The following is a 12375-nucleotide window of genomic DNA, read 5'->3' on the forward strand; positions in this document are numbered from 1 at the left end:
CCTATGAGTTGGGGCGTTGAAGTGCAATGCACCAATGATTATTAGAAAGTTTAGCATCATACATCGCGCGATCCGCATCTGCGATTAGATCTTCTGGCGATTTTGCATTTTGGATCAGTGCCACACCAATATTAGCTTGTAATGCAATATTATGTTGCTCATAAACAAATGTGGAACCATAGCAGTCATGTATTTTATGACAAAAGACTTCGAGTTCTATCAGGAAGTTTAAGCGATTGATAATAATTGCAAATTCATCACCACCGAGTCGCGCAACGAAAGCATCATCTGGAAGTGCTTGTTTTAAACAATGTGATGAGGCACGCAGTACTGCATCTCCAGCTAAGTGTCCATATTGGTCATTCACATGTTTAAAGTTTTCAATATCGACAAAGAACACAGCAGCGTTCGCTTTTAAGTCAAATAGCTCAAACAGCTTTTCATAAAAATAATTACGATTTGGCAATTGGGTTAATGCATCATGACGTGCTAGATGAATTAGCTTGTCATTTTCTGAAATCAAGTTTTTATTTGACTGTTCAATTTCACTGAGTAAACCATTAAAGGCGGTACTGAGTGCGTGTAATTCTTGAATATCAGAGTTTGAAACCCGCATTTTATAATCTTTCTTAATGCTAATGGTTTGTGCTGATTCAACAATAGAGCGAACAGATTGCATTAAGTATTGATAAACAGAATTCACCGACCAAAACACAGTAGCCAATAAAAGTATAAAACCTAAAAATAAACCCAATAAAATTTTATGGAAGAAACTAACTAAATCTGAAGAGTTTCCATATACGATCAGTTCACCATAACTTTTCTGATCATGATGGATATCTAAACGAATCGGTTGGCTAAAAAAGAAATAATCTAAAATCGCTTGGCTGGAAAATGTTGAAATTTCTTGTTGCTCAGCATGAGCCAGCGACGCATTTTGATGGTTTGTAATTTCTATCGATCGAATGGGATACAGTTGAGTGTATTCGTTTAAAATTTGATGCATCGTTGTTTGGTCATTAAACACCACAGCAGGTTGAACGCGTTCGTTTATTGCGTTCGATAAAATCGTTAAGCTGTTTTTTGCATAGGTATGCATGGTATAGGTGGAAATAACCAAAAATATCGCAGAACAAATTGTAAAAGTTAAAGCAAAGATGGTGAGCTGCGAACGCGTAAATAATTGGTGCAATGTAATTGGATTATAGAGTTGTTTCATTCAGCTGACTCCGATGACTTCGCCAGTAATAAAACGCGTGGATCAATATGTATTTGTGACTGCGTTAAACTTTCCATATTAATTTTAAACGAATAACTCTGATTTTTTTTATACAAACAAAATGCACTGCCCGACTCACACTCACTATTGTTACTACTTAGAGAGAGGGCGGGGAAATTAACATGGTTGTTTAAAATACTTTGTTCTTCTTTTGCTGATAGATTGGAAAAAAATAAAACTTGGCAATGACTGGATTTGATGTCATTCACATTGATGGCTGTAATTTTATAACTGCTGTGGGTTGGCGCAAGTTTTTTAAAATCATTGACTAAACTTGAATTATTAATCACGCAAAATTTGGGTGAAGTGGTTTCCCACTTGGCATAACTCAAAATAGAGAAAGTGGTTGTGAAAATATTTGCTGTGGGAGCTGCATATAATAAGGGTGAAATGGAGCACGCCATTATTAAATAGGCAGTTTTTTTTAAAACAACCATACGAAATCAAAAAATGTCTTAAATTAAATGGAATGAAAATTGGGTGTATATACGTTTTATTATATGAAATAGGGCGTATATAGCCCAATAATAATACAAAAGAATGTTTATGTGTTTAAAAAAGCGACATGCGTAAAATAAATCATAAAAAAGGTGTTGCGTTGGATCAGAAATGCTGTAGAATGCACATCCATCGGCGGTGATGAAGATTAAAACTTCTGATAAAACAATGACTTGGTTGAATTGATTAAGTTGGGTTTTAGAAAGAAAGTTTAAAAATAATTTGAATTACTGGTTGACTCTTTAGAAATAAAGAGTAATATAGCCGACCTAGCTTGCTGGTGACGAACCAACAAGAAGATCATTAAGAGATTATGAAGAACAACTTGTGTGGATTTTTACTGATTGATCGATCGAAATTATTTTCATTGATTGATGGTAGAAATTACTCGAAGTTTATTTGAGCAAATTTTTGTCAGTAATTGATGAGCCAAGATTGGTACACTATATGTACTATTGATTTTAAACTGAAGAGTTTGATCATGGCTCAGATTGAACGCTGGCGGCAGGCTTAACACATGCAAGTCGAGCGGGAATAGGTAGCTTGCTACCGATTTCTAGCGGCGGACGGGTGAGTAATGCTTAGGAATCTGCCTATTAGTGGGGGACAACATTTCGAAAGGGATGCTAATACCGCATACGTCCTACGGGAGAAAGCAGGGGATCTTCGGACCTTGCGCTAATAGATGAGCCTAAGTCGGATTAGCTAGTTGGTGGGGTAAAGGCCTACCAAGGCGACGATCTGTAGCGGGTCTGAGAGGATGATCCGCCACACTGGGACTGAGACACGGCCCAGACTCCTACGGGAGGCAGCAGTGGGGAATATTGGACAATGGGGGGAACCCTGATCCAGCCATGCCGCGTGTGTGAAGAAGGCCTTTTGGTTGTAAAGCACTTTAAGCGAGGAGGAGGCTACTTTGGTTAATACCCAGAGATAGTGGACGTTACTCGCAGAATAAGCACCGGCTAACTCTGTGCCAGCAGCCGCGGTAATACAGAGGGTGCGAGCGTTAATCGGATTTACTGGGCGTAAAGCGTGCGTAGGCGGCTTTTTAAGTCGGATGTGAAATCCCCGAGCTTAACTTGGGAATTGCATTCGATACTGGGAAGCTAGAGTATGGGAGAGGATGGTAGAATTCCAGGTGTAGCGGTGAAATGCGTAGAGATCTGGAGGAATACCGATGGCGAAGGCAGCCATCTGGCCTAATACTGACGCTGAGGCACGAAAGCATGGGGAGCAAACAGGATTAGATACCCTGGTAGTCCATGCCGTAAACGATGTCTACTAGCCGTTGGGGCCTTTGAGGCTTTAGTGGCGCAGCTAACGCGATAAGTAGACCGCCTGGGGAGTACGGTCGCAAGACTAAAACTCAAATGAATTGACGGGGGCCCGCACAAGCGGTGGAGCATGTGGTTTAATTCGATGCAACGCGAAGAACCTTACCTGGTCTTGACATAGTAAGAACTTTCCAGAGATGGATTGGTGCCTTCGGGAACTTACATACAGGTGCTGCATGGCTGTCGTCAGCTCGTGTCGTGAGATGTTGGGTTAAGTCCCGCAACGAGCGCAACCCTTTTCCTTATTTGCCAGCGGGTTAAGCCGGGAACTTTAAGGATACTGCCAGTGACAAACTGGAGGAAGGCGGGGACGACGTCAAGTCATCATGGCCCTTACGACCAGGGCTACACACGTGCTACAATGGTCGGTACAAAGGGTTGCTACTCCGCGAGGAGATGCTAATCTCAAAAAGCCGATCGTAGTCCGGATTGGAGTCTGCAACTCGACTCCATGAAGTCGGAATCGCTAGTAATCGCGGATCAGAATGCCGCGGTGAATACGTTCCCGGGCCTTGTACACACCGCCCGTCACACCATGGGAGTTTGTTGCACCAGAAGTAGGTAGTCTAACCGTAAGGAGGACGCTTACCACGGTGTGGCCGATGACTGGGGTGAAGTCGTAACAAGGTAGCCGTAGGGGAACCTGCGGCTGGATCACCTCCTTAACGAAAGATTGATGATTGGTAAGAATCCACAACAAGTTGTTCTTCATGACGATGTATCTGAGGGTCTGTAGCTCAGTTGGTTAGAGCACACGCTTGATAAGCGTGGGGTCACAAGTTCAAGTCTTGTCAGACCCACCATTCTGACTAACGAAGTATTTGAATAAAATACGGAAGCAAACAGAGAATCAGAAACATTGACTTATTGATAAGCTGGGGACTTAGCTTAGTTGGTAGAGCGCCTGCTTTGCACGCAGGAGGTCAGGAGTTCGACTCTCCTAGTCTCCACCATACATTCCTTCGGAATGTATAAAGAACGAAGCTAAAATAAACAATCAAATGATTGTTAGCTTAGTCCTTAAGCGATCAAGTGTTTAGGTTATAGAGCTTAGCAACAAAGTAGCGTATGATTCGCTTCATTGTTATTAAGCTCTGTGATTTATCACAGTTTCCTGACCTGACGAAGGCTGGAAAAATCATTAACAGAATATATTTGAGTTGAAATAATTTGTTCATACTCGTTTGATTTAACCTAACAAGCAATTGTGAAAGTTGAATGAAATGAGTTACTAGCGAAATTAACTGAATCAAGCGTTTTGGTATATGAATCTAATTGAAGCTGTACAGTGATTAAATTCACGAAGCTCTAAACTGTAATGTTGGTTGATCTACTTGTAGGATCAAACGACTGTTTGGGGTTGTATAGTCAAGTAATTAAGTGCATGTGGTGGATGCCTTGGCAGTCAGAGGCGATGAAAGACGTAATAGCCTGCGATAAGCTCCGGGGAGGCGGCAAATATCCTGTGATCCGGAGATTTCTGAATGGGGAAACCCACCCGCTATAAGGCGGGTATCATAAACTGAATACATAGGTTTATGAGGCGAACGAGGGGAAGTGAAACATCTCAGTACCCTTAGGAAAAGAAATCAATTGAGATTCCCTCAGTAGCGGCGAGCGAACGGGGAAAAGCCCATTAAGTTATCTAAGCTTTAGTGGAACGCTCTGGGAAGTGCGACCATAGTAGGTGATAGTCCTGTACACGAAAGGGCTTAGATAATGATGTCGAGTAGGGCGAGGCACGTGAAACCTTGTCTGAATATGGGGGGACCATCCTCCAAGGCTAAATACTCCTGACTGACCGATAGTGAACCAGTACCGTGAGGGAAAGGCGAAAAGAACCCCTGTGAGGGGAGTGAAATAGATCCTGAAACCGCATGCATACAAGCAGTGGGAGCCAACTTGTTTGGTGACTGCGTACCTTTTGTATAATGGGTCAGCGACTTACATTCAGTAGCAAGGTTAACCGATTAGGGGAGCCGTAGAGAAATCGAGTCTTAATAGGGCGTTTAGTTGCTGGGTGTAGACCCGAAACCGGGTGATCTATCCATGAGCAGGTTGAAGGTTGGGTAACACTAACTGGAGGACCGAACCCACTGTCGTTGAAAAGCCAGGGGATGACTTGTGGATAGGGGTGAAAGGCTAATCAAACTCGGTGATAGCTGGTTCTCCCCGAAAGCTATTTAGGTAGCGCCTCGGACGAATACCATTGGGGGTAGAGCACTGTTTCGGCTAGGGGGTCATCCCGACTTACCAAACCGATGCAAACTCCGAATACCAATGAGTACTATCCGGGAGACAGACTGCGGGTGCTAACGTCCGTAGTCAAGAGGAAAACAATCCAGACCGCCAGCTAAGGCCCCAAAATTATAGTTAAGTGGGAAACGATGTGGGAAGGCATAGACAGCTAGGAGGTTGGCTTAGAAGCAGCCACCCTTTAAAGAAAGCGTAATAGCTCACTAGTCGAGTCGGCCTGCGCGGAAGATGTAACGGGGCTAAAACTATATGCCGAAGCTGCGGATTTACACATAAGTGTAAGTGGTAGGGGAGCGTTCTGTAAGCCGATGAAGGTGGATTGAGAAGTCTGCTGGAGGTATCAGAAGTGCGAATGCTGACGTGAGTAACGACAAAACGGGTGAAAAACCCGTTCGCTGAAAGACCAAGGGTTCCAGTCCAACGTTAATCGGGGCTGGGTGAGTCGACCCCTAAGGCGAGGCCGAGAGGCGTAGTCGATGGGAAATTGGTTAATATTCCAATACTTCAGTGTAATGCGATGAGAGGACGGAGAAGGTTAAGTCAGCCTGGCGTTGGTTGTCCAGGTGAAAGGAAGTAGGCATGTATCTTAGGCAAATCCGGGGTACTCTATGCTGAGATCTGACAGCAAGCTGTACTTGTACAGTGAAGTGGCTGATACCATACTTCCAGGAAAAGTCTCTAAGCTTCAGTTACACTGGAATCGTACCCGAAACCGACACAGGTGGTCAGGTCGAGTAGACCAAAGCGCTTGAGAGAACTCTGCTGAAGGAACTAGGCAAAATGGTACCGTAACTTCGGGAGAAGGTACGCTGCTTTTGGTGATGGAACTTGCTTCCTGAGCTGAGAGCAGCCACAGAAACCAGGCCCCTGCAACTGTTTATTAAAAACATAGCACTCTGCAAACACGAAAGTGGACGTATAGGGTGTGATGCCTGCCCGGTGCTGGAAGGTTAATTGATGGGGTTAGCGTAAGCGAAGCTCTTGATCGAAGCCCCAGTAAACGGCGGCCGTAACTATAACGGTCCTAAGGTAGCGAAATTCCTTGTCGGGTAAGTTCCGACCTGCACGAATGGCATAATGATGGGGGCGCTGTCTCCAGCAGAGGCTCAGTGAAATCGAAATCGCCGTGAAGATGCGGTGTACCCGCGGCTAGACGGAAAGACCCCGTGAACCTTTACTGCAGCTTGACATTGAACTTTGATCTTACTTGTGTAGGATAGGTGGGAGGCTTTGAAACCGAGACGCTAGTTTCGGTGGAGCCAATCTTGAAATACCACCCTGGTAATATTGAGGTTCTAACTCTGCTCCATGATCTGGAGCGAGGACCATGTCTGGTGGGTAGTTTGACTGGGGCGGTCTCCTCCTAAAGAGTAACGGAGGAGTACGAAGGTGCGCTCAGCGTGGTCGGAAATCACGCGTAGAGTATAAAGGCAAAAGCGCGCTTAACTGCGAGACCCACAAGTCGAGCAGGTACGAAAGTAGGTCTTAGTGATCCGGTGGTTCTGTATGGAAGGGCCATCGCTCAACGGATAAAAGGTACTCTGGGGATAACAGGCTGATACCGCCCAAGAGTTCATATCGACGGCGGTGTTTGGCACCTCGATGTCGGCTCATCTCATCCTGGGGCTGAAGCAGGTCCCAAGGGTATGGCTGTTCGCCATTTAAAGAGGTACGCGAGCTGGGTTTAGAACGTCGTGAGACAGTTCGGTCCCTATCTACCGTGGGCGCTGGAAATTTGAGAGGATCTGCTCCTAGTACGAGAGGACCAGAGTGGACGAACCTCTGGTGTACCGGTTGTGACGCCAGTCGCATCGCCGGGTAGCTATGTTCGGAAGGGATAACCGCTGAAAGCATCTAAGCGGGAAGCCTACCTCAAGATAAGATTTCCCTTGGACTTTATGTCCACTAAAGAGCCGTTGAAGACTACGACGTTGATAGGTTGGATGTGGAAGTGCGGTGACGCATGAAGCTGACCAATACTAATTGCTCGTGAGGCTTGACTATACAACACCCAAACAGTTGTATGTAAAGCATCAATTGATTCGATATTAAGCAAAATAACTTGATTTAGTTAACGCTTAAGAACAAAATACTGCAACTCAGATATGATCTGTTAATAACTCATTTGGTAGAAAACTTAGCAATACGTAAGACTAAGCAAGTATCCATAACAGTTGTGCTGGCGACAATAGCAAGAGTGAACCACCTGATCCCTTCCCGAACTCAGAAGTGAAACCTCTTAGCGCTGATGGTAGTGTGGGGTTACCCATGTGAGAGTAAGTCATCGCCAGCTCATTATTCGAAACACCCCCTGACTAGTGCAGGGGGTGTTTTTTTATGCGGGGAGAAATAATAAGAACAATGAAAAACAAAAAATACAGTGACAGCCGGAATAAAATGAATAAGAAATCTAATTATATAGTTAATTTATAAGGCGAATTGTTCCTAATAGAAGAATGAATTAGCTGAATAATGAGTCTAAAAAAGACAAAAAATCGGGCGTTCTCTTCGAAATTATGCTATAAAAAATAAAACGGCATAAAAATTGCTTATAAAGTGCGGTTAATTATAGGGGGAGTTATTAATGAAATTAGCGATGGGGTTAAAGGTTGCCAATTCCTTATCATTAACACCTCAATTACAACAAGCCATTCGTTTATTACAGCTTTCAAGTTTGGAATTGGAACAAGAAATTCAAATCCAACTCGACAGTAATCCTCTATTAGAGAAAGTTGAAGAACAAAATACCGTTGAAAGTTTAAATAGCTTACAAGAAGAAGAAAGGGAAAATAAAGACTTAACCAATGAATTAAATGCCGATCATTTGCCTGATGAGTTACCGGTAGATACGGAGTGGGATGATGTTTATACGCATCAACCTACAAGTTTAGGTGCTGCTGAATTTGAAGAGCGCGAAGATAATCGGCAGGGGCATCAAAGTTTACAAGCACATATGCTTGAGCAAGTTAATCTTTTACACTTTTCTGTGATCGATAAACTAATTGCACACTGTATTATCGATGCTTTAGATAACAAAGGTTTTTTAGATTGTGACTTAAATGAAATTACCCAATCTGTTCAGCATCTTTTAGATTCTATGGATTATGAAGAAGAAGTCGAAGATGACGAAGTTTTGGTGGTTTTAAAGCATATTCAGCGTCTAGATCCTTTAGGTGTAGGTTCACGTAATCTCGCTGAATGTTTAATGGTACAAGTTGAAAATCTTCCTGAACATGTCGAATATCGATATGAAGCTATTTTATTATTGAAAAATTATGAGTTGCTGATTACCAATGAATTACCTAAGTTAATTAAGCAAACGGGTTTAAATACGGAACAACTTAAACTAGCCATTTGTTTGTTAAAAACATTAAAAGCACATCCAGGGCAAGAGTTTGAAGATAAAGATTCAGACTATCAAATTCCAGATGTAGTGGTGCTAAAAAAGAATGAACATTGGTTGGTACAGTTAAATCCTGATGTAATGCCAAAGCTACGAGTGAATTCTTTCTATGCCAATATGATCAAGCGTGCAGATCAAAGTGACGATAATCAATATTTACGTAATCAAATGCTTGAAGCTAAGAATTTCATTAAAAGCATTGATGAACGACATAAAACTTTATTAAAAGTGGCAACCTGTATTGTGGAGCATCAACGAGCGTTCTTTGAACAAGGGCCTGAGGCAATGAAGCCTTTGGTCCTGCGAGATATTGCGGAAGAAGTTGAACTCCATGAATCCACAGTTTCCCGTGTAACCACAAATAAATATATGCTCACACCACGTGGATTATTTGAGTTGAAATATTTCTTCTCAAGTCATGTTGGAACATCGTCTGGTGGGGAAGCATCTTCGACGGCAATTCGTGCAAAAATTAAAAAGTTGATTGCAGAAGAAAATACACGTAAGCCTTTGTCTGATAATGCAATTGCAGTTTTGCTTAATGCAGAAGGTATTGATGTTGCTCGTCGTACAGTTGCGAAGTATCGTGAATCGTTACATATTCCATCATCTTCAGAGCGAAAAGTGTTGATCTAAATTTGAAAATCTGACTATTCTAGAGGTTCATTATGACGAAATAATGAATCTCTTTTTTTATAAGGAATGGCCGAAATGATCTGATTGTGTAAATGTATGCTTCGCATATTGAGTTGGATGATTCGGCTTGAACTTTTCCAGTCCTGAAAGAAGGTGAGGGATAGAATTATGCAGATTACAATTCGTGGCCATCATTTAACAATTACGCCAGCAATAGAAGAAAATATTCGTCTTAAATTTGCGGAAATGACCAAACATTTAGATCAGGTCAATAGTATGCAAGTCAAACTGACTAAAGATCATCAGGTTGATAAACGTTCAAAAAAAGGTAGTGATAATCATATTGCGGAAGCGATTATACGATTACCTGGGACAGAACTTTTTGCACAAGCGTGCGCTGATGATATGTATACCTCGATCAAAAAATTGTCTGAAAAATTAAAAAAACAATTACATAAACATCGAAAAATGCAGCTCATTTATATGCCTTTAACGGTTTAGATTGTAAATTGTACAAAAAGAGGTTTTTTATAACCTCTTTTTTTATATATATAATGTATGTGACTAATGAATTATTTTTTAGATTTATAGTAAAATGACGGGTTTTACACCGTTAGTCCTATATGGGGTCTTGTGATGAATAGTGAACAGCTCACTGAAATTTTAAAAGCTGCTTTTCCAGAAGCTGAGGTTGCAGTTAGTGGGCAAGGCGGCAAATTTGATCTACGCATTGTCGATGATCAATTTGAAGGCAAACGTCCTGTTGCTCGTCAACAATCTGTTTATGCACCTTTGAACTCCTACATTGCCAGCGGTGAAGTACATGCAGTAACAATTCGTGCAATGACCAAAGAAGAATGGCGCAAAGCAAGCTTATTCGGAGCTTAATAATTAATGGATAAATTTCTGATTCAGGGCGGTACTAAGCTCGAAGGTGAAGTTCGTATTTCTGGTGCGAAAAATGCTGCATTGCCATTACTCGCTGCAACTATCCTTGCGGATACACCTATTACATTAACCAATGTTCCAAATCTAAAAGATGTGAACACCTTAGTGAAATTGATCGCAGGTTTAGGTGTTCAAATCAGTTATGAAGGTGATACGGTTAAGGCTGATACTGCTAGCTTAGATAATCAATTTGCACCATATGAACTCGTGAAAACCATGCGTGCATCTATTTTGGTGCTTGGCCCGTTATTGGCGCGCTATGGTAGTGCAAAAGTGTCTTTGCCGGGTGGATGTGCAATTGGTTCACGCCCTGTAGATCAACATTTAAAAGCTTTAGAAGCACTTGGTGCTGAGATCGAAGTTGAAGCAGGTTATGTGCATGCCAAAGTGGATGGTCGTCTAAAAGGTGGCGAAGTTGTCTTTGATATGGTCACAGTTGGTGGTACTGAAAATATTCTAACTGCTGCGGTTCTTGCAGACGGTGTAACGACCATTCGTAACGCGGCTCGTGAACCTGAAATTACCGATCTTGCAAATATGCTGATCAAGATGGGTGCAAAAATCGAAGGTTTGGACACAGATACTTTGGTTGTTACAGGTGTTGAAAGCCTACATGGCTGTGAATATGCCGTTGTTGCTGATCGTATTGAGACAGGTTCTTATCTCGCTGCAGCAGCGATCACTGGCGGTAAAATCAAAACCACACATACTGATCCAAACTTGTTGGAGTCTGTGCTAGATAAATTTGAAGAAATGGGCGCGGAAGTTACGCGCGGTGAAGATTGGATTGAACTGGATATGATGGGTAAACGCCCGAAAGCAGTTAGTTTCCAGACTTTACCACACCCAGAATTTCCAACCGATATGCAAGCACAGCTTATGGCTGTGAATGCAATTGGTCGTGGTTTTGCCACAATTTCTGAAACGATTTTCGAAAACCGTTTCATGCATGTACCTGAATTAGCACGTATGGGTGCCAATATTCAGGTTGAAGGTAATGATGCTGTTGTTACAGGTGTAGAGAAATTATCTGCTGCACCCGTGATGGCAACTGATTTACGAGCTTCTTTCTCATTGGTTTTAGCAGCACTTGCCGCTGATGGGGAAACGTTGATTGACCGTATCTATCATATTGACCGTGGTTATGAAGATGTTGAAGCGAAGTTACAAGGTTTAGGTGCCCAAATTAAGCGAGTAAGTTAATGAGCGATATGAGAAACGATGATCCCAATTTTGACGTAATGGGCAATTTTGATCATGGTTTAACTTTAGCATTAAGTAAGGGACGTATCTTAAAAGAAACTTTGCCATTGTTGGAAACAGCTGGCATTAACTTATTGGAAGATCCGGATAAATCTCGTAAGTTAATTTTCCCAACGACCCATAAGCACGTACGTATTTTAATTTTACGTGCTTCTGATGTACCAACTTATGTTGAAAATGGTGCTGCAGATATTGGGGTGGCAGGTAAAGATGTGCTGATGGAGCATGGTGCACAAAATGTGTATGAACCATTGGACTTAAAAATTGCCAACTGTAAGTTAATGACGGCTGGTAAAGTCGGCATGGTTCGTCCGAAAGGTCGTTTAAAGATTGCAACCAAGTACGTCAATTTGACCCGTCAATATTATGCAAGCTTAGGCGAGCAAGTTGATGTGATCAAACTGTATGGTTCTATGGAACTTGCGCCATTGGTTGGTTTAGGTGATTACATCGTCGATGTTGTGGATACCGGGAATACTTTACGTGCCAATGGTTTAGAGCCTTTGGAAGAAATCTGTAAAGTGTCTTCACGTTTAATCGTGAACAAGGCAAGCTTTAAACGTAAACAAACTTTGTTGAATCCAATTCTTGCACAGCTAGAAAAAGCCGTGGAAGAACGCGAGCAAGCAAAAAAAGCATAAGTCGTTAAATTCTTAGCGCTATGCTGACCAAACCGCTCAAATCTGGGCGGTTTTTTTATGAAAACTAAAAAATAATGATAAAACTGTATTTTCACTAATTTTAACGAAAGTTAT

7 protein-coding genes, 2 tRNA genes and 3 rRNA genes are annotated in these 12375 nt (G+C 42.1%); 10 read left to right on the forward strand and 2 right to left on the reverse strand.

What is annotated here, in order from left to right:
* Position 1: 1 nt before the first annotated feature.
* Both LXF01_RS03230 and LXF01_RS03235 read right to left on the reverse strand, forming a co-directional pair.
* Positions 2-1219 carry a diguanylate cyclase domain-containing protein gene (locus tag LXF01_RS03230; RefSeq protein WP_180103194.1) on the reverse strand — a complete coding sequence of 406 codons (1218 nt, stop codon included), beginning with the start codon at positions 1217-1219 and terminating at the stop codon, positions 2-4.
* Complete coding sequence (locus LXF01_RS03235) at positions 1216-1716, reverse strand: YfiR family protein (protein WP_180103195.1); 501 nt, start codon at positions 1714-1716, stop codon at positions 1216-1218. Before LXF01_RS03235 ends, LXF01_RS03230 begins: the two co-directional genes overlap by 4 nt.
* A gap of 524 nt (positions 1717-2240) precedes the next feature.
* Between LXF01_RS03235 and LXF01_RS03240 the strand changes: the two genes are divergently transcribed.
* The 10 genes from LXF01_RS03240 (at position 2241) to hisG (ending at position 12261) form a co-directional block, all read left to right on the forward strand.
* A 16S ribosomal RNA gene (locus tag LXF01_RS03240) occupies positions 2241-3779 on the forward strand.
* Between the two features lie 61 nt (positions 3780-3840).
* Positions 3841-3917 (forward strand) — tRNA-Ile (locus LXF01_RS03245).
* A 74-nt stretch (positions 3918-3991) separates the two neighbouring features.
* Positions 3992-4067 (forward strand) — tRNA-Ala (locus LXF01_RS03250).
* Positions 4068-4480: 413 nt separating this feature from the next.
* Positions 4481-7374, forward strand: a 23S ribosomal RNA gene (locus LXF01_RS03255).
* 174 nt (positions 7375-7548) lie between these two features.
* A 5S ribosomal RNA gene (gene rrf, locus LXF01_RS03260) occupies positions 7549-7663 on the forward strand.
* Together the 16S, 23S and 5S rRNA genes with 2 tRNA genes alongside form the textbook arrangement of a ribosomal RNA operon.
* A gap of 291 nt (positions 7664-7954) precedes the next feature.
* Positions 7955-9409, forward strand: coding sequence for an RNA polymerase factor sigma-54 (locus LXF01_RS03265; protein ID WP_180021459.1), 1455 nt, complete (start codon positions 7955-7957; stop codon positions 9407-9409).
* A 168-nt stretch (positions 9410-9577) separates the two neighbouring features.
* Positions 9578-9910 carry a ribosome hibernation-promoting factor, HPF/YfiA family gene (gene hpf, locus LXF01_RS03270; RefSeq protein WP_078191195.1) on the forward strand — a complete coding sequence of 111 codons (333 nt, stop codon included), beginning with the start codon at positions 9578-9580 and terminating at the stop codon, positions 9908-9910.
* Positions 9911-10045: 135 nt separating this feature from the next.
* Positions 10046-10297 (forward strand): BolA family iron metabolism protein IbaG, encoded by a 252-nt coding sequence (gene ibaG, locus LXF01_RS03275; protein WP_078191194.1) that lies wholly within the window; start codon positions 10046-10048, stop codon positions 10295-10297.
* A 6-nt stretch (positions 10298-10303) separates the two neighbouring features.
* Complete coding sequence (gene murA, locus LXF01_RS03280) at positions 10304-11560, forward strand: UDP-N-acetylglucosamine 1-carboxyvinyltransferase (protein ID WP_180103105.1); 1257 nt, start codon at positions 10304-10306, stop codon at positions 11558-11560.
* Complete coding sequence (hisG, locus tag LXF01_RS03285) at positions 11560-12261, forward strand: ATP phosphoribosyltransferase (RefSeq protein WP_180021457.1); 702 nt, start codon at positions 11560-11562, stop codon at positions 12259-12261. The genes murA and hisG overlap by 1 nt, the downstream gene beginning before the upstream one ends.
* The last annotated feature ends 114 nt before the right edge of the window (positions 12262-12375 follow it).

Origin of the sequence: Acinetobacter sp. SH20PTE14 (assembly GCF_021391555.1) — a bacterium.
GTDB lineage: Bacteria > Pseudomonadota > Gammaproteobacteria > Pseudomonadales > Moraxellaceae > Acinetobacter > Acinetobacter amyesii.

Excerpts from the sequence above, each read along its gene's own strand:
- LXF01_RS03230 (WP_180103194.1), bottom strand. The coding sequence starts at position 1,219 with ATGAAACAACTCTATAATCCAATTACATTGCACCAATTATTTACGCGT.
- LXF01_RS03235 (WP_180103195.1), bottom strand. The coding sequence starts at position 1,716 with ATGGTTGTTTTAAAAAAAACTGCCTATTTAATAATGGCGTGCTCCATT.
- LXF01_RS03265 (WP_180021459.1), top strand. The coding sequence starts at position 7,955 with ATGAAATTAGCGATGGGGTTAAAGGTTGCCAATTCCTTATCATTAACA.
- hisG (WP_180021457.1), top strand. The coding sequence starts at position 11,560 with ATGAGCGATATGAGAAACGATGATCCCAATTTTGACGTAATGGGCAAT.
- murA (WP_180103105.1), top strand. The coding sequence starts at position 10,304 with ATGGATAAATTTCTGATTCAGGGCGGTACTAAGCTCGAAGGTGAAGTT.
- ibaG (WP_078191194.1), top strand. The coding sequence starts at position 10,046 with ATGAATAGTGAACAGCTCACTGAAATTTTAAAAGCTGCTTTTCCAGAA.
- hpf (WP_078191195.1), top strand. The coding sequence starts at position 9,578 with ATGCAGATTACAATTCGTGGCCATCATTTAACAATTACGCCAGCAATA.